Source organism: Streptomyces sp. NBC_01525, from assembly GCF_045040405.1.
Lineage (GTDB): Bacteria > Actinomycetota > Actinomycetes > Streptomycetales > Streptomycetaceae > Streptomyces > Streptomyces benahoarensis.
Genome location: NZ_CP109397.1, coordinates 6,220,231 through 6,243,067 on the forward strand (window position 1 = coordinate 6,220,231; position 22,837 = coordinate 6,243,067).

Annotated in this window: 19 protein-coding genes; 8 read left to right on the forward strand and 11 right to left on the reverse strand. The window is 74.1% G+C overall.

The features are described from left to right. Window positions 1–140 precede the first annotated feature (140 nt). Window positions 141–2,492, reverse strand: coding sequence for a glycosyl hydrolase family 95 catalytic domain-containing protein (locus tag OG422_RS27000; RefSeq protein ID WP_405746555.1), 2,352 nt, complete (start codon window positions 2,490–2,492; stop codon window positions 141–143). 642 nt (window positions 2,493–3,134) lie between these two features. On the opposite strand from OG422_RS27000, the gene OG422_RS27005 reads away from it, so the two are divergent. The 5 genes from OG422_RS27005 to OG422_RS27025 all read left to right on the forward strand — a co-directional run bounded on the left by OG422_RS27005 (window position 3,135) and on the right by OG422_RS27025 (window position 8,866). Then, window positions 3,135–4,325 carry a CapA family protein gene (locus OG422_RS27005; protein WP_405746558.1) on the forward strand — a complete coding sequence of 397 codons (1,191 nt, stop codon included), beginning with the start codon at window positions 3,135–3,137 and terminating at the stop codon, window positions 4,323–4,325. Between the two features lie 316 nt (window positions 4,326–4,641). Then, on the forward strand, window positions 4,642–4,836 hold the full coding sequence (locus tag OG422_RS27010) for a ferredoxin (protein WP_143941284.1): 195 nt from the start codon (window positions 4,642–4,644) through the stop codon (window positions 4,834–4,836). Next, complete coding sequence (locus OG422_RS27015; RefSeq protein ID WP_405746561.1) at window positions 4,833–6,107, forward strand: NAD(P)/FAD-dependent oxidoreductase; 1,275 nt, start codon at window positions 4,833–4,835, stop codon at window positions 6,105–6,107. The genes OG422_RS27010 and OG422_RS27015 overlap by 4 nt, the downstream gene beginning before the upstream one ends. A 20-nt stretch (window positions 6,108–6,127) precedes the next feature. Beyond that, complete coding sequence (locus OG422_RS27020) at window positions 6,128–8,584, forward strand: ABC transporter (RefSeq protein WP_405746563.1); 2,457 nt, start codon at window positions 6,128–6,130, stop codon at window positions 8,582–8,584. A 69-nt stretch (window positions 8,585–8,653) separates the two neighbouring features. Beyond that, entirely contained in the window at window positions 8,654–8,866 is a 213-nt protein-coding gene (locus OG422_RS27025; RefSeq protein WP_143944688.1) for an EF-hand domain-containing protein, read from the forward strand. A 58-nt stretch (window positions 8,867–8,924) separates the two neighbouring features. On the opposite strand, the gene OG422_RS27030 is transcribed toward OG422_RS27025, so the two are convergent. Continuing rightward, the gene (locus OG422_RS27030) at window positions 8,925–11,300 is read right to left on the reverse strand and encodes a GH92 family glycosyl hydrolase (RefSeq protein ID WP_405746566.1); all 2,376 of its coding nucleotides are present in this window, start codon (window positions 11,298–11,300) and stop codon (window positions 8,925–8,927) included. A gap of 407 nt (window positions 11,301–11,707) precedes the next feature. Here OG422_RS27030 and OG422_RS27035 point away from each other — a divergent pair, with 407 nt between their 5' ends. Continuing rightward, a complete protein-coding gene (locus OG422_RS27035) occupies window positions 11,708–12,175 on the forward strand; it encodes a hypothetical protein (RefSeq protein ID WP_405746569.1) in 468 nt (155 codons plus the stop codon). A gap of 79 nt (window positions 12,176–12,254) precedes the next feature. On the opposite strand, the gene OG422_RS27040 is transcribed toward OG422_RS27035, so the two are convergent. The 4 genes from OG422_RS27040 to OG422_RS27055 form a co-directional block, all read right to left on the reverse strand. After that, window positions 12,255–13,694, reverse strand: a complete 1,440-nt coding sequence (locus OG422_RS27040; RefSeq protein WP_405746572.1) for an amino acid permease — start codon at window positions 13,692–13,694, stop codon at window positions 12,255–12,257. A 134-nt stretch (window positions 13,695–13,828) separates the two neighbouring features. Then, window positions 13,829–14,044: a dodecin gene (locus tag OG422_RS27045; RefSeq protein ID WP_143942159.1), complete on the reverse strand. Its 216-nt coding sequence runs from the start codon at window positions 14,042–14,044 to the stop codon at window positions 13,829–13,831. 150 nt (window positions 14,045–14,194) lie between these two features. After that, window positions 14,195–14,656 carry a universal stress protein gene (locus OG422_RS27050; protein ID WP_143942160.1) on the reverse strand — a complete coding sequence of 154 codons (462 nt, stop codon included), beginning with the start codon at window positions 14,654–14,656 and terminating at the stop codon, window positions 14,195–14,197. Window positions 14,657–14,720: 64 nt separating this feature from the next. After that, window positions 14,721–15,449, reverse strand: coding sequence for a PAS domain-containing protein (locus OG422_RS27055; RefSeq protein ID WP_405746575.1), 729 nt, complete (start codon window positions 15,447–15,449; stop codon window positions 14,721–14,723). Between the two features lie 357 nt (window positions 15,450–15,806). Between OG422_RS27055 and OG422_RS27060 the strand changes: the two genes are divergently transcribed. Next, window positions 15,807–16,979: an FAD-dependent monooxygenase gene (locus tag OG422_RS27060; protein ID WP_405746578.1), complete on the forward strand. Its 1,173-nt coding sequence runs from the start codon at window positions 15,807–15,809 to the stop codon at window positions 16,977–16,979. 79 nt (window positions 16,980–17,058) lie between these two features. On the opposite strand, the gene OG422_RS27065 is transcribed toward OG422_RS27060, so the two are convergent. Further along, the gene (locus OG422_RS27065; protein ID WP_405746581.1) at window positions 17,059–17,571 is read right to left on the reverse strand and encodes a DUF2165 domain-containing protein; all 513 of its coding nucleotides are present in this window, start codon (window positions 17,569–17,571) and stop codon (window positions 17,059–17,061) included. A 201-nt stretch (window positions 17,572–17,772) separates the two neighbouring features. On the opposite strand from OG422_RS27065, the gene OG422_RS27070 reads away from it, so the two are divergent. Continuing rightward, entirely contained in the window at window positions 17,773–18,810 is a 1,038-nt protein-coding gene (locus OG422_RS27070) for a phosphatidylinositol-specific phospholipase C domain-containing protein (protein ID WP_405746583.1), read from the forward strand. 37 nt (window positions 18,811–18,847) lie between these two features. Here OG422_RS27070 and OG422_RS27075 read toward each other — a convergent pair whose 3' ends face one another. From OG422_RS27075 to egtC, 4 genes are all read right to left on the reverse strand, one after another. Continuing rightward, window positions 18,848–19,858, reverse strand: a complete 1,011-nt coding sequence (locus OG422_RS27075; protein WP_143942165.1) for a hypothetical protein — start codon at window positions 19,856–19,858, stop codon at window positions 18,848–18,850. Window positions 19,859–20,038: 180 nt separating this feature from the next. Beyond that, window positions 20,039–20,944 carry a phosphatidylinositol-specific phospholipase C gene (locus OG422_RS27080; protein WP_405746586.1) on the reverse strand — a complete coding sequence of 302 codons (906 nt, stop codon included), beginning with the start codon at window positions 20,942–20,944 and terminating at the stop codon, window positions 20,039–20,041. Window positions 20,945–21,083: 139 nt separating this feature from the next. Then, on the reverse strand, window positions 21,084–22,046 hold the full coding sequence (egtD, locus tag OG422_RS27085) for an L-histidine N(alpha)-methyltransferase (RefSeq protein ID WP_405746588.1): 963 nt from the start codon (window positions 22,044–22,046) through the stop codon (window positions 21,084–21,086). Then, the gene (gene egtC / locus OG422_RS27090) at window positions 22,043–22,798 is read right to left on the reverse strand and encodes an ergothioneine biosynthesis protein EgtC (protein WP_405746591.1); all 756 of its coding nucleotides are present in this window, start codon (window positions 22,796–22,798) and stop codon (window positions 22,043–22,045) included. The genes egtD and egtC overlap by 4 nt, the downstream gene beginning before the upstream one ends. Between the last annotated feature and the right edge of the window lie 39 nt (window positions 22,799–22,837).

Genomic DNA, 22,837 nt, shown 5'->3' on the forward strand with positions numbered 1-22,837 from the left:
ATTCATGATGCTTCAAACAGAATCACATGTGAAGTTCTCAAATCAAGACGTGAATTTCACAGCTTCGCTGTGATGAGGTGGCGCGATCCCGAGGCGTGTCACGGAACCGGGCGGCCGCACCGCGCGACCGCCGGGCCCCCTCACCCCGGCAACCCCCACCGCGGCGCCGGACCGTCCGGCGTGACCGGCGCGGGCCGGGTGTCCGGCCGCTCCCCGGGCGGGGCGATCAGCGCGGTGCCGCCCCGGGCCGGCCGCAGCCGGAGCGTCCCCGGACCGGCCTCCTCGTACGGCAGCGGGCGGCCGTGCCCGTCGGTGACCGCCACCGGGCCGGGCGGCAGCGAGTGCCGCACCACGCACACCGCGCCGGCCTCGCTGAACAGCCGTACCCAGCGCGTACGGCCCCCGGCGCGGGCGGCGCTCAGCAGGAACGCGCCCTGGGTGCGGAAATCGTGCAGCCGCGCCTCCCGCCAGGCCGCCGGAACGGCCGGGAAGACCCGGATCACCCCGCCCCAGCTCTGGCAGAGCATGTCGTGCAGCGACTGCGCCGCCGACAGCGGCGTCTCGATGACCGGGCCCGACTCCTCGTACATCGTGTTCGGCCGGATGAAGCGGTCCAGCAGCGTCCGCAGATGGCCCAGCGCCTCCTCGCCCCGTCCCATCTGCGCGCACATCGACGCCGCGCCGGTGAACGTGTAGCCCTGCAATGCGCCCTCGAACCCCACCCAGTGCCGCAGCGACGTCTCGATCAGCTCCCGGTGCTCCGGCTGCTCCCAGGTGACGTCGTACAGCGGGTACACCGCCAGCAGATGGGAGTAGTGGCGGTGCGACTTCGCGAACGGGACGCCCGCGCCGATCATGAAGCCGTCGGCGTTCACCGGATACGGCGCGAGCCGGGCCAGCACCTCCCGCCAGCGGTCCGCCGCCGGATCGGACACCGCCAGCGTCCGCGCCGCGTCCAGCAGCGTCACGCAGCCCCACCGCAGCAGCGCCAGGTCGTAGGTGCAGTCCGGCGCGTCCACGCCGTACTCCGGTGAGAACGTCGCCGGCAGGTGCAGCCGGCCGTCCCGCCCCGGCTCCAGGAACCGCAGGTAGTAGGCGACCGCCCGGCGCAGCAGCGGGAAGAGGACGTCGCGCAGCACGCCCTCGTCCATCGTGTGACGGTAGGTCAGCCACACGTTGTGCAGCGCCCAGGTCAGATTGCCGACCTCCGGCGTCGGCGGGTCCTGCCCCGGGACGCCGATCGGGTACCCGCCGTTCGCCACCGCCGCGCCGCCCCGCAGGAACCGGTCGGTGGTCCGCGGGATGCCCGCGCACCCGGCCCGGTACGGCGCCTCCAGCTGCTCCGACAGCGCCTCCCGGTACTCGCTCAACGCCCGTGTCACGGCGTCGAGTTCGAGGTGGTTGGCGCCGTGGATCGGCCAGTACTCCAGCTGGACGTTGAGGTTCCACCACGTGGCGGGCCACGGTGTCGGCTCCAGCCAGGGGCCGCAGGTCGCCATCACCGGCGCCGCGGCGCGTGCCGCGGACGCCGCCTTGTAGAGCTGGATCCAGTAGAACCGCTGGAGCCGGGAGTCCGGTACGGACAGGAAACCGCGGCGGAAGTAGGCGTGCCACCACGACCGGTGGTCTGCGGCCAGCGCGTCGTACGGCTGTGCGGCGGCGTCCCGCACCGCCCGCAGTGCCCGGCGCCGCACCGCGCGGTCCGGGCGCGCCGGGGCGACCGCCGCGTACAGCGTCCGCGCCCCGTGCCCGCCGGTCCGCTCCCGCCACGCCGTGACGTGCGCCCCACCGGCCAGCAGCGGCTGCACGGCGGCGCGCGCCCCCGTGTGCTCCTCGATCCGGGCGGGCGGATTGCCGGTGTACCCCTCGGGCACCGGCTTGAACGCGGCGCGCGGGCTGATCGCCTCGGCCGGATGGAACCGCCAGCGGAACGCCCGCTCCCCGGCGCTCGGGACGACCTCGACGGCCAGCACGGAACGGGAGGTGTGCACCAGCGCGCGCACCGTGAGGGTGCCGCGATCGGTGGTGACCGTGCCGGTCAGCTCCGCGTCGCGCAGCCGCAGCCGCCAGTCCACCGCGGTGATCGTGCCGGACGGCTCCAGCGTGAAGTGCCCCACCGGCAGCCGCGCCAGCCCGAACAGCGCGCCGAACTCCGGCCGGTGATCCTGGACCTCGCTGTGCTGCACGGTGAACCGCACCGCGTTCGCGTCCGGTTCGGCGTACACCTGGCTGCCCAGCAGCGCGTTCCCGAGGAACGGCGCCTCGTGCCACGCCGCGGGCAGCCGCCGCCAGACGGGGTCGGCGTCGTCGAGGATCCGCACCCAGGGGTCGTCGGGCTGCGCGTCGCGCGCCGGGGCGGGCCTCGGGGTGGCCGCGGCCACCTCCCCGCCCCCGGTGGCGCCCACCGCGCCGACGGCCAGCGCCACCCCGAGGACGCGCCGTCTCGGCGGGGAGGCGGGGGAGCGGTGCGACGGGGACGGTTCGACGGCCATGCGGCCTCCAGTCGGCGCGCGCGGCGGGGAACGGGCGCACGGGACGGCCGCCCGCCGCACCGGCCCCACCGCATGGTGGGGCCCCACCGGTGGATCCGGAAGCCCTCGTACGGGGTGCAGGTCGGAGGGGTGAGCGGATTTCGGACGGCCAACTGACGTGTGGGGGAAGGGGGTTGATGTGCAGTACGGGGTGGGGTTCCCGGTGCGGGGTGCTTGGGGCCGATGGCCGGCCAGGGGTGGGGACGGGCGGCGAGGATGTTGCCCGGGTTGGCGTCGCCGTGGACGGCGGCCTTCCGCCGGGCGTCGCGCGGCAGTACCCGTAACAGCCGCGCTCCCCGGACCACCAGCCCCGGGTCGTACCCGGTCCGCAGCCGCGCCGCCCGTTCCTCGACCAGCGCGGCCCACTCGTCGCACACCGCCGCCATCCGCTCCGGCCCGCCGTCCGCCGGACGCGGTGCCGCCCACAGGCCGCGCAGCACCTCGGCGGCGAGGGCGAGCCCGGGGAGGGCCGCCGTGCCCGTTCCGTCCGTCCGGTGCCCTGCCGGGTCCGCCGCGGTTCGGCCACGCCGCCGTCCAGGCGATAAACCCGCAACCCACCCTTTCCACTGCTTATCCGAAGAATCATCCTGATATGCGTCAGGGATGATTCCGTACACCCGGTATGCGGCGACCGCCCTGCTCGCCGCCCTCGCCGTCGGCTGTGGTGCCCCGTCGGCCGCCCCGCCGTCCCGCCCGGCCCCGTCCGCACCGGCCGCGGCGGGCGGTCACGCCGGTGCCCCGCCGCCCTCGGCGGCCAAGTCGCCCTTCACCCTCGTCGCGTCCGGGGACGTCCTCGCCTCGTACCCGTCGGTGCTGGACACCGCGAAGGAGGACGCGCCGGACGTCGCGCGGCGCGGGGTCGCACCGACCGGGTACGACTACCGGCCGATGCTCAAGGGCATCAAACCCGTCATCGCCGGTGCCGACCTCGCCCTCTGCCATCTGGGGACCCCGCTCGGCCCGTTGACCGGCCCCTTCACCAGCTCCGGCGCCTTCCAGGCCCCGCCCCAGGTCGCCACCGCCCTCAAGGACGCCGGGTTCGACTCCTGCGCCACCGCCTCCGGTCACACCCTCGACCGCGGCGACGCCGGGGTCCGGTCCACCCTGGAGGCGCTGGACACCGTCGGGATGCGGCACACCGGGTCGGCGCGGGACGCCGCCGAGGGCTCCCGGCCCGCGCTGCTGCGGGCGCGCGGCGGCGCCGAGATCGCCCACCTCTCCTACGCCCTCGGGGAGGGCCGGGCCACCGCCCGCGGCGACCGGCCCTGGGCGGTGAACCCCGTCGACGAGCAGCGGATCATCGCCGACGCCCGCGCCGCCCGGCGGGCCGGCGCCGACCTCGTCGTGGTCGGCGTGGAGTGGGGCACCGAGTACCGCACCGCCCCCGACGCCACCCAACTCGCCCTGGCCCGCGCCCTCACCGCATCGGAGACCGACGGCCGTCCCGACATCGACCTGATCCTGGGCACCGGCTCGCGCACCCCGCAGGCGTACGAGAAGGTCAACGGCGTCTGGGTCGTCTACGGGCTCGGCGACCAGATCGCCGGTGCCATGAAGAAGCCCGAGGGCAACTGGGGCACCGTCGCACGCTTCCGCTTCGCCCCGCCGGAGCGGTCCGGCGAGCGCTGGCAGGTGACCGACGCGGAGTACGTCCCCCAGCTCTTCACCCGCGACCAGCCGCTGCGCACCCTCAACCTCGGCCGCACCAAGAAGTGGGTCAAGGAGCGCGCCGCGATCGGCAAGACGGTGCTCAGCAGGGGTGCCGCCGCATCGGGGCTCAAGGCGGGACGCTGAGCGCGGGGGTGTGGGTGGCCCCCGCCGTGCGCGTAGCGGCGGCTGTGGGGCGGGCCGGGCGGCCCGCGGTCCGGAACGGCGTGGCGGCTGACCGGCGGGCGTGCCGGTGGGCGGCCGGTTCGACGCGCTGACGGCCCGCTTCGGGCCGAGCGCCCCGGCCCGGGAGGGCGGCCCTACTCGTCGGCCGCCCTCCCGTTCCCTGCCGATATGTCGATCCACGGCGGCCGCGCCCTGCCTGTCGTCCGCCGGCGGCGGTACCGTCCTTGCGCCGGATGATCGACCCCAACCCGCCCACACACCCCAGGAGTTACCGGCCATGAAGATCACCCTTGACGCCGACAAGTGCTGCGCCGCGGGCCAGTGCGTGCTCGTCGCCCCCGAGGTCTTCGACCAGCGGGACGAGGACGGCGTCGTCGTCCTGCTCGACGACGCGCCGCCCGCCGAGCGGCACGACGCGGTCCGCGAGGCCGCCGCCTTCTGCCCCGCCGGTGTCATCGAGCTGCACGCATGACCGCCCGTCCCGTCGCCGTCGTCGGCGCCTCCGCCGCCGGACTGGCCGCCGCCGAGACGCTGCGCCGCTCCGGCTGGACCGGGCCGCTGACCCTGATCGGCGACGAACCCCACCTGCCGTACGACCGCCCGCCGCTGTCCAAGCAGCTGCTGCACGGCACCTGGGAGCGCGAGCGGCTGCTGCTGCGCACCGCCGACCAGCTCGCCCCGCTCGACCTCGACCTGCGGCTCGGCACCCGCGCCACCGGCCTGGACGCCGCCACCCGCACCCTCACGCTCGACGGCGGCACCCGCCTGACCTGCGCCGGAGTGATCGTCGCCACCGGCGTCGCCGCCCGCACCCTGCCCGGCGCGGACGGCCTCGACGGCGTCCTCACCCTGCGCACCCTCGACGACGCCGTCGCGCTCCGCGCCCGGCTGTCCGGCGCCGGGCACCGCCTCGTCATCGTCGGCAACGGCGTCCTCGGCTGCGAAGCCGCCGCCGTGGCACGCGAGCTGGGACACAACGTCACGCTCATCGGCCGCGACCGCGTCCCGATGGCCCACGCGGTGGGGCCCGAGGTCGGCACGCTGCTCGCCGAGGAGCACCGCACCCGCGGCGTCCGCCTGCTCACCGGCGACGTCGCGGAATTCCTCGCCGGTCCGGTGCCCGGCACCGTCGGTGGCGTCCGGCTCACCGACGCCACCGAACTGCCCGCCGACACCGTCCTGCTGGCCATCGGCTCCGAACCGGCCGTCGGCTGGCTGCGCGGCGAGCCCGCCCTCGACACCACCGACGGGCTGCGCTGCGACGCGTACTGCGCGGCGGTACCCGGCATCTACGCCGCCGGGGACGTGGCCCGCTGGGACCACCCGCTGCACGGCGTCCCGCTCCGCTTCGAGCACCGGATGAACGCCACCGAACAAGGCATGGCCGCCGCCCGCAACCTCCTCGCCGAACTCGCCGCGGAAACCGCACCCGGCGCCCCCACCCCGGCGCCCGCCCCCGAGCGCCGCCCCTTCGCCCCCGTGCCGTACTTCTGGTCCGACCAGTACGGCATCAAGCTCCAGGCGTACGGGCTCACCGCGGGCGCCGACCGTACGGAGACCACCGTCCTGGACCGCGCCGCCCGCAGCGCCGTCGCCCTCTACGGGCGCGACGGTTCCGCCACCGGCATCCTCGCCGCCGGACTGCCGCCGCGCCAGGTCAGGGCGCTCCGCGCGGTCGTCGCCACCCCGCTGCCCTGGGAGGAGGCACGCGCCCGCGCGCGGGCGGTTCTCGCCCCCGCCTGACGGTGCCCGATCATGGAGGGATGACCGACTCGTACGTACGGGTGCGCGGCGCCCGTGAGCACAACCTCCGCACCGTCGATGTGGACATCCCGAGGGACGCGCTGGTCGCGTTCACCGGGGTGTCCGGATCGGGCAAGTCCTCGCTGGCCTTCGGCACCCTCTACGCCGAGGCGCAACGCCGCTACTTCGAGTCCGTCGCCCCCTACGCCCGCCGCCTGATCCACCAGGTCGGCGCGCCCAAGGTCGAGGAGGTCAGCGGGCTGCCCCCGGCCGTCGCCCTCGAACAGCGCCGCTCCGCGCCCTCCGCCCGCTCCTCCGTCGGCACCGTCACCACCCTCTCCAACTCCCTGCGGATGCTCTTCTCCCGCGCCGGCGACTACCCGGAGGGCGCCGGACGCCTCGACTCCGACGCCTTCTCGCCCAACACCGCCGCCGGTGCCTGCCCCGAGTGCCACGGACTGGGCCGCGTCCACCGCGTCACCGAGGACTCCCTCGTCCCCGACCCCACGCTGACGATCCGCGAGGGCGCCGTCGCCGCCTGGCCCGGCGCCTGGCAGGGCAAGAACCTCCGCGACATCCTCGCCACCCTCGGCCACGACATCGACCGGCCCTGGCGCGACCTGCCGCCCGCCGACCGCGACTGGATCCTCTTCACCGACGAACAGCCCGTCGTCACCGTCGAACCGGTCCGCGAGGCCGGCCGTATCCAGCGCCCGTACCAGGGCCAGTACATGAGCGCCCGCCGCTATGTGCTGCACACCTTCGCCGACTCCAAGAGCGAGACGCTGCGCACCCGCGTCCGCGGCTTCCTGATCACGGAGCCGTGCCCGTCCTGCGCCGGACGGCGGCTGCGCCCCGAAGCCCTCGCCGTCACCTTCGCCGGACACGACATCGCCGACCTGGCCGCCCGCCCGCTCGGCGCACTCGCCGCGCTGCTGGCCCCCATCGCGCGCCGCGACGACGACGGCGTCGCCGCCACCCTCGCCCGCGACCTCGTCGCCCGTATCGAGGTCCTCACCGAACTCGGCCTCGGCTACCTCGCCATGGACCGCCCCGCACCCTCCCTCTCCGCCGGGGAACTCCAGCGGCTGCGCCTCGCCACCCAGCTGCGCTCCGGCCTCTTCGGCGTCGTCTACGTCCTCGACGAACCCTCCGCCGGGCTGCACCCCGCCGACACCGAATCCCTCCTCGCCGTCCTGGGACGCCTCAAGGAGGCGGGCAACTCCCTCTTCGTCGTCGAACACGACATGGACGTGGTGCGCAGCGCCGACTGGCTGGTCGACGTCGGCCCGCGCGCCGGTGAACACGGCGGCCGGATCCTGCACAGCGGACCCGTCGCCGGGCTCGCCGACGCCGCGGAGTCCGCCACCCGCCGCTTCCTCTTCGACCCCGCCCCGCCCCCGGACCGCACGCCCCGGAAGCCCACCGGCACCATCGCGCTGCGCGGCATCACCCTGCACAATCTGCGCGGACTCGACGCCGACTTCCCGCTCGGCGTCTTCACCGCCGTCACCGGCGTCTCCGGCTCCGGCAAGTCCACCCTCGTCACCCGGGTCCTGGCCGACGCCGTCCGCGACCACCTGGGGACGGCCGAGGAACCGGCGGGAGCCCAGGACCCCGAGGCCGAGGACGCGGCCGACGACCGTGCCCGGATCGCCTCCGTCGAGGGCCTGTCCGCCGTCGGCCGGCTGGTCCGCGTCGACCAGAAGCCCATCGGCCGCACCCCGCGCTCCAACCTCGCCACCTACACCGGGCTGTTCGACGCGGTCCGCAAGGTCTTCGCCGCCACCGACGAGTCCCGCGCCCGCGGCTACACCGCCGGACGCTTCTCCTTCAACGTCGCCGCCGGACGGTGCCAGACCTGTCAGGGCGAGGGCTTCGTCGCCGTCGAACTCCTCTTCCTGCCCGGCACCTACGCCCCCTGCACCGCCTGCCACGGCGCCCGCTACCACCCCGAGACCCTGGAGATCAGCTACCGCGGCCGGAGCGTCGCCGACGTCCTGGCGATGACCGTCGACACCGCCGCGGAATTCCTCGCCGACGTGCCCGCCGCCGCCCGCAGCCTGCGCACCCTGCGCGAGGTGGGCCTCGGCTATCTGCGGCTCGGCCAGCCCGCCACCGAACTCTCCGGCGGCGAGGCCCAGCGCATCAAACTCGCCACCGAACTCCAGCGCACCCGCCGCGGCCACACCCTCTACCTCCTCGACGAACCCACCACCGGCCTGCACCCCGCCGACACCGAGGTACTGCTGCGCCAGCTGCACGGCCTGGTGGACGCCGGGCACACCGTCGTGGTCGTCGAGCACGACATGGGCGTGGTCGCCGGCGCCGACCACGTCATCGACCTCGGGCCCGGGGGCGGCGCGGACGGCGGCCGGATCGTCGCCGCCGGGACCCCGAGGGAGGTCGCCGCCACCCCCGGCAGCCGCACCGCCCCCTACCTGGCCCGCGCCGGGGCCCGCCCGGACGCCCGCTGACCACCCCGGCTAATGTACGCAGGTCATATCAGCGACACGGATCGTCCAGCACACGAAGGGGGCACTCGCATGGCAGACATCGAGAAGGCCAGGGAGCAGTTCGCGCGGTTCGACGGGGACGGCGACGGCCTGGTCACCGCCGACGAATTCAAGCGCGCCATGGCCGAGATGGGTGACCCGTTCGTCACCGGCCCGATCGCCGAGTCGGTCATCAACTCCAAGGACGCCGACGGCGACGGCCGGATGTCCTTCGACGAGTTCTGGAAGACGCTCCAGGGCTGAACGCGCCCGCCCGGGGCGGCGCGGCCCGCCGCCGCCCGCCCCGGACGCCGCGCCGGTGTCAGCCCGCGCGGCCCGGCCGCCCGGCCGCCGCGTTCATCGGCGGCGGCGCGTCCGCCGCCCCGGTGCCCCACCCGGACGGCGAACCGCCCACGGTGAACGCCAGCTCCCGCGCCCCGCGCAGCTCGCCGGTGGTCACATACGTCCGCTGCCGCCCGGCGCCGTCGAGCCGTACCGACTGGACGTAGCGGTCCTTCGCCGACGTACCGGGCGCCGTCACGGTGAAGCCGCCCGCCGGGTGGAAGCGGCGATCCAGCCGCAGGTCGACGCGGTCGAAGACCGGGGTGCTCAGCCCCCAGGTGTCGGTGCCGGGCTGCACGGGGAACACCCCGATCGACGACAGCACCATCCACGCCGACATCGTCCCCAGATCGTCGTTGCCGGTCATCCCGGTCGGCGTGTCCGTGAACAGCGTCAGCGCCGCATGCACCACATCCGTCGTCTTCCACGGCTGACCGGTCGACAGATATGTGTACGGCGCGATGAGATCCGGCTCGTTCTGCGGGTTGTACTTGTCCGCGTTGTAGTAGTCGTACGGGCCGTTGACCCACACCTCGCGCGCCGTCTTCTCCGGGTCCCTCAGCAGCGTGTCGTAGGCGAAGAAGGAGTCCAGCCGCTCGGTGGCCTTCTTCCTGCCGCCGATGAGGGAGATCATCCCGGGCAGGTCCTGCGGCACCAGCCACTGGTACTGCCAGGCCGTGCCTTCGTGGAACCCCTCGCTCTTCGCCGGATCGGCGGGCCCGGTGAACGCGCCCTTCCCGTCCCGCGCCCGGAAGAAGCCGGTCGAGGCGTCGAAGACCGTGCGATAGCTCTGCGCCCGGGCCGCGTACCGGTCGGCGTCCGCGCCATGCCCCAGATCGCGCGCCATCTGCGCCAACGCCGCGTCGGCCAGCGCGTATTCGAGCGTCGCCGACCCACCGTGGTCGAAGTCGGAGTCCCCGGGCTTGGTGTGCGGACGGCCCTTGAGGAACGGGACGAAACCGTCCTTGAGGTACTGGGTGTTGCCCTCCCGGCCCACCGCGGGCGAATCGGCCGGGGGCACCCCGTCGGCGTTCCGCTTCAGCGCCGCGTACGCCTCCTCCTCGTGCCCGGCGAGCAGCCCCTGCCGGTAGGCGTTGGTCAGGAACGGCGTGACCGGGTCGCCGGTCATGATGTTCGTCTCGACCGTGCCGTAGCCCCACTTGGGCAGCCAGCCGCTCTCCTTGCCGACGCGCAGCACCGACAGCGCCATGTCCCGCGACTCCCGCGGCGCGAGCAGCGCCAGCAGTTGCGCCTGGGTGCGGTAGGTGTCCCACAGCGACCAGTTCTGGTAGTACGTGAACCCGCGCGCCCGGTGGATGCGCTGGTCCCAGCCCCGGTAGCGGCGGTCCACATCGGTACCGGTGTTGGGCGCGAGGAACGAGCGGTACAGCGACGAGTAGAACGTCCGCCGTAGCGTCGGGTCGCCGCCCCAGGCCCGCACCTGCCCGAGCCGCCGCTCCCACGCCGCGTCGGCCGCGGCCCGCGCGTGGTCGAAGGACGTGCCGCCCTCCGCCCGGAGGTTGCGCGCCGCGCCCGCCGCGTCCACATAGCTGATCGCGGTGGTCGCCTCGACGGTGCGGCCCTTCCGGGTGTCGAAGCGGACGTACGCGCCGTGCCGCCCCGCCGCCGTCGACCCCTTCGCACCGGCCGTCACCGTGTCGCCCTGCCACGTCCCGTAGGAGGCGAAGGGGCGGTTGAAGCGGGTGAGCGTGTACACCGTGTACGGCAGGGTGTCCTGGCAGAAGCCGCGGCCGGTGACGGCGGTGCGCACGGTGCGCGAGTCCAGCACCTCGACGCGGCTGGACACCACCTTGTGCAGCGCCTGCCCCGCGTTGAGCAGCACATTGGCCTTGCCCGTCGCCGGGAAGACGTACCGCTGCCGCCCGGTGTGCGCGGTGGCGGTCAGCTCGGCGCCGATACCGCCGTACGACGTCAGCTCGACGCGGTACGAGCCGGGGCGGGCCGACTCGTCGCCGTGGCGGTAGGCGGCGGCGTACTTCGCGTAGTCGGTCTCGGTGACGTCGCCGGTGGTCGGCAGCGTCGGCAGATCGCCGCCGAGACCGCAGCCCACACCGGAGATGTGCACGGCGCTGAACCCGCGGATGTGGTCGTCGTCGTAGTCGTAGCCGGTGGTGTGGCCGGTGTCGGGGGAGAGCTGCACCATGCCGAACGGCACGGCGGCGCCCGGGTAGGTGTTGCCGTCGTTGCGGCTGCCGATGAACGGGTTGACCAGGTCGGTGAGGCGGCCGGACGGGGGCGCGGCCTGCGCGGCGGGGGCCGTGAGAGCGCCCCCGACGAGCGCGGCCGCCAGCACCGCACCGGCGGTACGCAGCCGGGAGCGACGGGGCCATGGCATGGGTGGACCTCCGGGAGTGAGCGCCGCGCGGCCCACCGGGCGTGGCGGGGCACCGGGTCACCCGGCACGGCGGGCACCGGGGCCGACGCGGCAAAGCGGGCCGACAACGTTGTCAGGGCGGGCTCATTCTTGGGGGCGGTCCGGTGCCCGTCAAGAGGGCGGAGTGGTCCGGCCGCCGCCCGATGCCTTGACGATGACACGTCAAGAAATTCCGTGGCATGGCCTTGTTCTCTGCGCGGGGCCGTGCCTCAATGGGCTCCGCATTCAGGTTGCTGAACATGCGTCAGATCCGTGTGTCGGCACGGGACCGCGCCGCGGCCCCGCGCGGACGCCCGCCGCCCGCACCACGACGGCCGGTGCCCCGACCCACCCCCATCGCGTACCCCCCACACGAAGGCGGACCCCAGATGAGACACGGCAAGCTCGGCATCGGCAGCGCACTCGCCGTCGGCGCGGCACTCGCCGGCACCCTCGCCATGGCACCGGCCGCCGGTGCGGTGAACCCCGACACCGCCACCCTCGGCTTCGACTGCGGCACCTACGGCAAGGGCACCGCCACCCTCACCGCCACCCAGGACGGCACGGCCGCGACCATCAGCGTCTCCACCTCGGCCGTCACCGCCCCCATCGACGTGGCCGCGAACTCCGTCACATCCACCCTCACCCTCACCAAGAACGGCTCCGGCACCGCCACCTTCAGCGGCAGCTCCAACCCCGCGATCCCCTCCGGCAGCGCCGTCAGCACCGGCCCGCTCACCGGCACCGTCGCCTCCGGCGACAGCCTCGAAGCCACCTCCCTCAAGGTCGTCGTCTTCGGCATCACCGCCACCTGCAAGGCCACCGGGGCCCAGGACCCGGGTCCGTTCGTCTTCTGAGCCACGACGTGTTCTGAGCCGCGACGTGGAAAGGCGGCGGGCCCCGGGACGCTCCCCGGGGCCCGCCGCCCGTGCGTCGTCAGGACGTCCCGTCACCCGCCTCCCGCCGCTCGGCCTTCCCGACCTCCGAGCGCCGGTAGGAGTAGCCGAAGTACACGCCCAGGCCGACCAGGAACCACACCACGAACCGCACCCAGGTCTGCCACTCCAGGAACGTGATCAGCCAGAGCGAGAAGACCACGCCGAGCGCGGGCACCACCGGCATGCCCGGGGTGCGGAACGTCCGGGGGAGTTCCGGGTGTTTGTAGCGCAGCACGATCACCGCGATGCAGACGACCGCGAACGCCAGCAGGATGCCGATGTTGGTCAGCTCCGCCGCCTCGCCGATCGGCAGGAATCCGGCGATGGCCGCCGACGCCGCCCCGACGATCCAGGTCACCCGGGTCGGGACGTGCCGCGTCGGATGGGTCTTGGCGAACCACTTCGGCAGCAGCCCGTCCCGGCTCATCGAGAACCACACCCGGGTCACGCCCAGCATGAAGGTGAACATCACCGTGAGGATGCCGATGATCGCGCCGACCGCGATGACGTCCGCGACGCTGCTGAGCCCCACCGACTTGAACGCCGACGAGAAGCCGCTCTCCGGGTCGATGTCCTTGTAGTTCTGCATGCCCGTCAGCACCAGGCACGCCAGGACGTACAGCACCATCGAGATGGCCAGCGAGTAGATGATCGCCTTCGGCATGTGGCGCTGTGCGTCCTTCGACTCCTCGGCCGCCGTGCTCATCGCGTCGTAGCCGAAGACGGCGAAGAAAACGGTGGCCGCGCCGGTGAACGCGCCGCTCACGCCGAACGGGAAGAACGGGTGGTAGTTCGCGGTTCTGATGTGGAAGAAGCCGACCGCGATGACGCCGATCACCACCAGCACCTTCAACCCCACCACGATCATCTCGAAGCGGGCCGCGTTCTTGATGCCCAGCGTCAGCAGATACGCGATCAGCAGGCAGAGGACCGCCGCGAAGAGGTCCACCCGGTGGCCCGGTCCGGTGCCGGGCGCGCCCAGCATCCAGTCCGGCAGCTTCGCCCCCATCGCGCCCACCAGAAAGCTGAAGTAGCCGGAGATGCCGATGGCGACCACCGCCACGATCGCGGTGTACTCCAGCAGCAGGTCCCAGCCGATGAACCAGCCCGCCAGCTCACCGAGGACCGCGTAGCCGTACGTGTACGCCGATCCGGCCTTCGGGATCAGACCGGCGAACTCCGCGTACGAGAACGCCGCCGCGGCGCTCGCGAGGCCCGCGATCAGGAAGGAGATCAGCACGGCGGGCCCGGCCTTGCCGTTGGCGACCGTACCGGCCAGGGTGAAGATTCCGGCGCCGATGATGCCGCCGACGCCGATCGCGGTCAGTTGCCACAGGCCCAGCACCCGCGTCAGCTGCTGGGCCGATCCGCCCTCCGCCTCCTCGATGTGCTCGATCGGTTTGCGGCGCAGTACTCCGTGTCCCGGGCGCAGCCCCATTGGTGACCTCCGTACCCTCCGTCGTAGCCTGACGGCGGCTCATGATGGACCCTCGACGGCCGGCGGGGAAGGTCTCTCCCCGGGGGTTCACGCCGGCCGGGCGGGGAGTTCACCGGGGCATGCCGCGACGGGCGTCAGCCCGCGTCGTCCAACCGGAAGCCGACCTTGAGGCAGACCTGGTAGTGCTCGATCTCGCCGTCGGCGAGGTTGCCGCGCACCTGGGCCACCTCGAACCAGTCGAGGTGGCGCAGGGTCTGCGAGGCACGCCGTACGCCGTTGCGGATCGCGGCGTCGACGCTCTCGTGGGACGTGCCCACGATCTCTGTCACACGGTAGGTGTGGTCGGTCACGGTGGTCTCCCTGGCCGGGGCGGCGCTCCGCCCGTGCACCTCTCACCGTGCCTCAGCGCCCCCGGGCCCACCAGCGGAGTTGACCCGCCCGGAGCGGTATCGGCCGTAGGGCCTGTCGGTGCGGGGTGGACGGGAGTGTGACGACCGGCCCTACGGGACGACCGTCACGGGCCAGCGCCCGGCCTTGACCAGCCGGACCGCCACCGAGCCCATGATGCGGTGCCCGGCCGACTCCGACGCGCCCACGACCACGGCGTCCGCCCGCAGTTCGTCGGCCATCTGCACCATCCCGGAGTACGGGTCACCGCGCAGCGTGTGGAACTCCCAGCGCATGTGGTACAGGCCCTGCAGCCGCTCCGTCGACCGGCGGATCTCCGCCATCAGTTCCTCGGCCACCTCATGGGTGGCGTCGACGACCGGCGCGCCCATCGCCGCCCCGGCGGGCAGCACCGGCTGGATGTGGACCAGCGCCAGCTTCGCGCCCTGGCGGCGGGCCAGCCCGGCGGCGTAGGCGGCGGCCCGCCACGACGAGTCCGAGCCGTCGACGCCGACGACGATGACCTTCGGGCCGTCCGTGCCCCGCTCGAACGCGGGCTGCTGCTTCTCCTCCACCCCTTGAGGTTATCCGTACGTCCGTCCGCACGGACGGCCGGGCACCGGGTGCCGCGACGTCCGGTCAGGCGGCGCGCGGCGGCCAGCTGCCCGGCTCCAGGACGCCCAGGACGTAGGCGCGGGCCACCAGCGCGGTACGGCCCTGGACCCGCCAGCGGCGCGCCAGCCGGGAGAGGTGGTAGTTGACGCCGTCCACGGTCAGCCCCAGCGCCGAACCGATCGCCGCGGTGGTGGCGCCGCCCGCGGCCAGCGCCAGGATGCGGCCCTCCACCGGGCTGACCTGGCCGCGCGGCGCGGGCGGCGGCGCCGACTCCCGCACCTTCAGCAGCGCCAGCAGCGCCGGGGGCCGCGCCGACGGATCGCCCACCGGGTCGAGGGACAGCTCGCCCTGCCGCGCCCCGCCGTCCGCCCCCCGCCAGCCCACCGCCACCGGGTACCGGGAACGGCGGCCCAGTCGCAGCGCCTCCGTCAGCCGGTCCAACTGGGCCGTGTCACGCGGCCGGAAGAGGTCCAGCAGGTTACGGCCGCACAGCCGTCCGGGGGCGACGCCCCACTCGGCGGCCATCGCAGGGTTGGCGATCAGCACCCCGCCGTCCGCCCGGCACACCGCGACCGGGGCGGGGAGCCGGTCGAGCAGGGTCAGGAAGTGATTGCGCCACGGGCTCTGCGGGGCGGGTCCCGGCGGGCACGGAGGCGGGAGCGGCGCGGCCTCCGGCGCGTCCCCGGCGGCCCCCGGACCGCCTCCGTCCGGTGTTCCGCTGCGCACCGTGCCCGGCTCGGCTCCGTCCGCCATGCCCTGTCGACCCTCCTCGTCCCGCCTCGGAGCGGCGGGGAAACCACTGCACAATCATGCAGTCGCTGACCCGGGCGGGGTACCCCTAAACCTGCGGCCCGCCGTGGTGACGTGCACCGGCGTCCCGTCGGCCACCGCACATGAGGGGGTGCCCGTCCGGGGACCGCGCGCCAGGGGCGTGGACCTTGCCCGTGCCCCGCCGACGGGCCCGTGACCGGCCGCGGCGTTCCCCGGCGGGTGCGGGGGAGCGGCGGGTACGTTGACGGGGCCGCCGGGCCCCGGGCCGGGGGCACACGGCGCGGCGCCGGGCCACGCCGCCTCCGCCGGCCCGCGGCCGGTGACGGAACAGGGGAGCGTATGGCGAGGAAGGCTCTGATCGTCGGCGGCGGCATCGCGGGCACGGTGACCGCGCTGGCGCTGCACAAGGCGGGCATCGCGGCGGAGATCTTCGAGGCGTATCCGACCGGTGCCGATGACGTGGGTGCGTTCCTCGTCGTCTTCACCAACGGCTTGGAGGCGCTCCGGGTGATCGACGCGCACGGGCCCGTCGTCGCACACTCCTTCCCGGCCCGGCGGGTCGCCCTGATCGGTGCGGACGGCGCGGTGCGCGGCGAACGCCCGATCTCCGGCGGCGACGGCGCCGCCCTCGGCCCGCGCACCCTGCGCCGGGCCACCCTCTACCGGGTCCTGCACGACGAGGCGGTCCGCCGCGGTATCCCCGTCCACCACGGCAAGCGGCTGACCGGTGCCGATACCGTGCCCGGCCCGCACGGTGACCGGGTGGCGGCCGCCTTCGCCGACGGCACCACCGCCGAGGGCGACGTCCTCATCGGCGCGGACGGGCTGCACTCGGTGACCCGCACCCTCATCGACCCGGACGCCCCGCGTCCGCGCCACACCGGGCAGAACACGGTCTGCGGTTACGCCCGCGCCGACGACGTCCCGTTGGCGCCCGACACCTACACCATGATCGCCGGATCGCGGGGCTTCCTCGGCTGCACCCGGGCGCCCGGCGGCGAGGTGTGGTGGTTCGCCAACGTTCCCGGCGCGGAGCTGCCCAGGGGCGGCTCCGCGCCGACCGCCGCCGAGTGGCGCGTCCGGCTCGCCGCACTCTTCGCGGACGACGCCACGCCCGCCGCCGCCCTGGTCCGGGCCGCCGGGGACACCGTCGTCGCCTCCGGCTCCTACGACATCGCCCGCACCCCGCGCTGGCACCGCGGCCCGCTCGTCGTCCTGGGCGACGCGGCCCACGCTGCCGCGCCCAACGCCGCGCAGGGCGCCTCCATGGCCATCGAGGACGGCGTGGTGCTCGCCCGCGCGCTGCGCGACCACGCCGACGCGCCCACCGCCTACGCCGCGTTCGAGGCGGCACGGCGCGAGCGCGTCGAGAAGGTGGTCGCCGCCAGCGCCGGGCTGGCCGGACGGGTGGGCACGGCCGAGGGCAACCGGGAACGGGAGGACGCCCAGCGTCGCCGTGCGGAGGGCGATGGCGGCTCGGACTGGCTGACGGGGTATCGGATCGGGTGGTGAGGGGTGGGCGCCCGAGGGCGCCCGGCTGCCGTCCGGGGCGCCGGGCCCGTAGGGGTCCTGCATTCCCGGGGGGCGGCTGTCAGCCATCCGCCCGCCGCCCCGCCCCCTGCACCACCAGCAGGGCCAGGCCCGCGACCGTGACGTTGCGGGTCGCGGCGTCCAGCCCGTTCCACTGCTTCGACTGCCACATGGCGAACCACTCGCCGCCCACCGCGAGGAAACCGGCGCCGAACAGCACCAGCACCATCAGCAACCCGGCCACCGCCACCGTCCGTGCCCGCCCGGGGGTGTCCCGCCGCAGCCGCAGCGCCCACCACACCGTTCCCGTGGCCAGCAGCGCCGCGGCCGTCGTCTCCCAGACGATGATCGCTATGTATGCGCCGTCCTGCACCGTGCGGGAGGTCACCGCCCGCCACATCAGGTCTTCGTCCCGGAACGTCGTGTCCATCGCCAGGACATGACGGACGAACTCCTGGTTGGTGCCGAAATCCGTGATGTTGCCGAACGCGACGAGCGCCATGTACAGCGCGACGATCCCGGTCAGCACGACCGCGGCGACCGGCAATCCGCCTCGCGTGGTCCGCTCGGACATGGTTCCTCCCCTGGCCGGCCGGGCCCCTGCGGCCACGGCCCGTGCAGCCTGCCACGGCCGCCGCCCGAACGTGCCCGACCTGCCGTTCTCCGCCACCGCCCGGCGTCAACTCCCGTACTCTGCTGCCCATTCGGCCGGGTGAGCGACCGGCGGACGGCGGCGCGGTGCGCGGTCGCGGATCGAGACGGAAGAGCGGGACGGATGAAAAAGGTGTGGGGCGTCGGAGCGGTGGCCGTGGCGGCGGCCGGGATGATCACGGTGGCGGCCACCGCGGGCGCGGAGACGGCCCCGGCGACCTACGCCACCAGCACCTCCGTCGGCGTCCACAACGCCTACGAGAAGGACAAGTACCCGTATCTCGCGGACGCGTTGGACTCCGGTGCGTCCCTCGTCGAGCTGGACGTCTGGACCAACGGTCTCGGCCGCTCCTGGCGCGTCTCGCACAGCAACCCGCTCGGCAACAACAGCAACTGCGAGGGCGCCACCACCCCGGCCGACCTGCGCACCAAGGGCCGCGACCAGGACTTCGGCGGCTGCCTCGCCGATATGCGCGCCTGGCACGACGCGCACCCCGGCCACCGGCCGGTGCTCATCAAGGTCGAGATGAAGGACGGCTTCAACAACAAGGGTGGCCGCGGCCCCGCCGCCTTCGACGCCCTGGTCCGCGGGAAGCTGGGCGACGCGGTCTACGGCCCCGGCGACCTCGCCGCCGGACACACCACCCCCGACGAGGCGGTACGCGCTGGAGGCTGGCCCGAACGGGACGCGCTCAAGGGGAAGTTCCTCTTCGAGCTGATCCCCGGCACCGTCGAGGAGAACAACCCCCTCGACAAGCTCTGGACGGACGTCGAATACGCCCGCCACCTCAAGGACCTCGCCGCCAAGGGCAAGGCGTCGCAGGCCATGGCCTTCCCCGCGGTGCACGGCGCGGCCGCCGGTGACCCCCGCAGCCGGTACGCGGACGCATCGCTGCGCCCGTGGTTCGTGATGTTCGACGGCGACGCCTCGAAGTACCTCGCCGACGGCATCGACACCGCCTGGTACGACACCCGCCACTATCTGCTGATCATGACGGACGCCCACAAGGTGGTCCCGGCGATCGACGGGACCCGCCCGTCCGAGGGCGACGCGCTGGCCCGGGTCCGGCAGCTCGCCGGGGCGCACGCCAGTTTCACCACCGCCGACTGGTATCCGCTGCCGTCCGTCCTGAAGGCGGTGGAGCCGCGCGGCGGGAAGTGACGCGGGAGCGCCGGGCCTTGCGGGGTCCGGCGCGTCGTTACTTCTTCAGCTCGGGCCTGCGCCGGTGGAAGAGGCGCGCGCCCTCCGCGAGGCCGCGCTCGACCACCTTCGGGTTCTGCCGCAGCCAGGCGAGGGCCTGTGCGTGGCCGGGCTCGGGCATCAGCCCGTACTGGAGGAGGTAGGCGGCGAGCCGGTCCAGGATGCGGCTGTTCTCCACGCCTTCTCTCCGGAAGGCTGCCAGAAGGTCCCCGCCGGCCGCGTCGTACGACGCGAGGTGCTGGAACTCCACTACCAGGGACTGCTGTTCCGGCGAGATCGACGAGGACGGCAGGCCCTTCGCCAGCTTGCTGAACGGCTTCTCGGACGCCTCGTAGGTGTCGCCGATGGCCAGCTTCGCGGCGGCGGCCGCCTCCACCCCGAAGGCCCGCAGCTCCGCGGCGATCTGCCCCGTCTTCCGCTGCGTCGCACTGTCCCCGTCGTACTTCGCCTCCTTGTCGGTCGGGAAACGCTTCTCCACGAAGTCCACGGCGTGCTGGAGTTCATGGGTCAGCGTGGTGGCGAAGTCCCGCAGCTCCCGGGCGCTCGCGGTCGCGGACGGCGGGTCGATGGTGAGGACGCCTTCGCCCTCCTCGACCGAGAACGCCGCCCGGCCCCGCGGCGGCTTCGCCTCCCGGAACGTCACATGCCGTCCGGCCTGTTCCACCTTCGCGATGAGGGAGTCGAAGGGCGCCTCGATGCCCTGCGCCCGCGACCCGGGGTCCGCGGCGTTCAGCAGCGGCATGAACTCCTTCTCCTGGAGGTACTTCCGCGACCACGGCCCGTAGGACAGGGTGCGCTGCACCGGCGCCGCGTCCTGGTGGCCGCAGCCGGGGCCGCGGGTGTGCCGGGCGGCGTCCACCAGCCGGGACGCCGCCGCGTTGCCGATGCTGCGCTGCAACGCGTGCATCGCCGCCGCCGGGCCGACCGCGGGCGTCCGGGGTACGGCAGCGCGCGGACGGTCCCGGGTGGCGTCCTGGTCGCGGTTCTTGACGGGTTCCTGCGCGCGCATGGGCGGCCTTTCGGAAAGACACGGGGGCGTTCTCCCCTGCCTACCGGCCACGCTCGGGGAACGGTAGGAGCCCCGGGGCAGACCTCCTGCCCGAACGGGCAGCCGAACCGCCCGTCGGCCGGGGCCGGTTCCGCCCGGCCCTTCGTGCGGCAGCCGCGAGGAACCGCCCCCGCACGCTTCCTACGCCAGCGCGTCCCCGACGTTGTGCCGGATCAGGGTCTCGGCCATCCCGGTCTCGTTGGGGAAGTCCATCGGTACGATGCCGAGCCCCTGCCAGCCGGCGCCCTCGCCCTCCAGCAGGCTCTTGACCTTCGGGTTGAGCCGGTCCGCGTTGGAGCGGGGCGGCAGCAGCGCTGCGGTGCTGACGTGGTTGACGAACAACTTGCCCGGCTCGGCCACGGCCTTACGGAACTGCGCCTCGACCTTCGGGAACTTCCCGATCGGCTCCGCCATGTAGTCGTCCTGGATGTCGAACAGCTCCGGCGCGCCGTAGCGCACGCCCGGCATGCCGTCGGCGTCCGCCAGCAGCACGACCCGGCCGCGCGCCTCGCCCAGCGTCGGCAGCCCGCCGTCCAGCCGGAACAACGGGCGGTAGCCCTTGGCGTCGAGGTAGATGTCGAAGATCCGGCGGAACTCCTCCGCCGCCACCTCGGAGTACTCCTGCTGCACCCGCATCAGCACCGTCTCCGACGGCTGCGCCGCAAGGAAGTCCCGGCAGGCGTTGAGCACGTCGCCGAACATCAACTCCTGGTAGAACGCGCCGTGGTGGATGGCGAAGACATCGCCGATGGCGCGGCAGCGGACGTCGAGGAAGCGGATACCGCTCGCCAACTGCTCGCCGATCGCGGTGTTCTGGCACTCCACCCAGGGGCCGCCGTGCCGGGCGCCCGAGTCATGGGTGCCGGGGATCGAGAGCCGCTGGAGGGGGGTGGCGTCGCCGACCGCCGCCAGCCAGTTCTGCGCGGAGACCGTCGCCGTGCGGCGGCCGGGCGCGGCCACCGCGGAGCCCGCCCCGGCGCCCGCCAGCATCCCGGCGCCCGCCAACGCGGCCGCGCCCTTGAGGAAACCCCGCCGATCCAGACCCATCCCCGCCACCCCTGCCCCTGGTCCGTCGTACGCCCGGACCCACCGGTGCGTACAGGTGATCGAGGTATCGAACCACATGGCCCCGCCGCACGGCACCCGTGCGGCGGGGCGGAGTGGGCGGCGAAGGGGCCGGAGCGGGTCAGCGGCGTACCGACAGCGACAGCGCGAAACGCCCCGCCGCGTCCGTCCACCAGTGCGTCAACTCCATACCGGCTGCGGCGAGTTCGGCGCGTACGCCCGCCTCGCGGAACTTCGCGGAGACCTCGGTGCGCAGCTCCTCACCGGCGGCGAACGGCACCGCCAGGCCGAGCGCCGGGATCTTCACCCTCTGCGCGTGGCGGGCGCGCAGCCGCATCTCGATCCAGGCGTCGTCGGCGTTCCACCGTGCGAGGTGCGCGAAGTCGTCCGGGTTGAAGTCGGCGTCCAGTTCGCGGTTGATGACGTGCAGGACGTTCTTGTTGAACGCGGCGGTGACGCCCTGCGGATCGTCGTACGCCGCGACCAGCGTCGCCTCGTCCTTGACCAGGTCCGTGCCGAGCAGCAGCGCGTCACCCGGGGCGAGCAGCGCATGCATCTCGTGCAGGAACACGGCGCGTTCGGCGGGCAGCAGATTGCCGAGGGTGCCGCCGAGGAACGCCAGCAGCCGCGGGACGGGGGTGTCCGGCAGCGTCAGCCCGTGCTGGAAGTCGGCGACCAGGGCGTGCACCGTCAGCCCGGGACGGTCGGCGAGGAGCGCCCGACCGGCCGCCTCCAGGGCGGACGCGCTGACATCGACCGGTACGTAGGTGCGCAGGCTCTCCAGCGCGCCGATGAGGTGACGGGTCTTGTCCGACGAGCCGGAGCCCAGCTCGATCAGGGTGCGGGCGCCCGTCGCCGCGGCGATCGCGCCGGAGCGGGCGAGCAGGATCTCGCGCTCGGCGCGGGTCGGGTAGTAGACCGGCAGCCGGGTGATCTCGTCGAACAGTTCGCTGCCGCGGGCGTCGTAGAACCACTTCGGCGGCAGCTCCTTGGGGCTGTGGGTCAGCCCCCGCCGGACATCGGCGCGGAGCGCCGCCGCGGTGGCGTCGGCGGGCAGGGTACGGGTGAGGGAGAAGGGGCTCACGGGGTGCGCTCCTTGAGCGGGGTGAGGTGGACGCCGCCGCGGGCGGCCCGCAGCAGGGTGCTGTCGGGCACCTCGGTCCAGTGGGGGGAGTCGTCGTACGGCTCCGAGGCGACGACCGTGCCGCCGCCCGGGATCGACAGATGGAAGAGGGTGTCGCCCCAGGTGGTGGCGGCGATGGCGGTGCCGTCGGTCAGCAGGAACGTCAGCCGCGAGCCGGGCGCCGCCTCGGCCACCGCCTCGACGGTGTGCGCCAGCGCCTGACCCATGTCGTCGCCCCGGGCGAGCCGACGTTGGATGAGGGCCCAGCAGAACGCGGCGTCGCAGCGGGCCCCCAGCCGCAGCAGATCGACCGGCGGCAGCGACGCGGTGAGCGGCGCCAGCGACTCCGGCCAGCCGCGGACCGCGCCGTTGTGGCTGAAGAGGTGCCCGCCGCCGGTGTACGGCGCGGCGGCCGCCTCGGCGTCGGCGCCCGATGCGGTGGCGTCGCGGACCGCGGCCAGCAGCGCGCCGGTGCGGACCACTCGCGCGATGCCGGGCAGGCATTCGTCGGCCCAGATCGGTCCGGCGCGGCGGTAGCGGGCCGGTTCGGGGTCGCCCGGCGCGTACCAGCCGACGCCGAAACCGTCGGCGTTGACCGTGCCGTGCCGCTGGTGGCGGGGTGCCCACGACTGGCGGTACAGGCCGTGCGGCGGATCCAGAACGATCTGCCGGACGGGCACGGGCGGGCCCAGATAGGCGAGATGACGGCACATCGCTCACCACCCTCCCCGGAACGGCCCGGACGTCCCGGC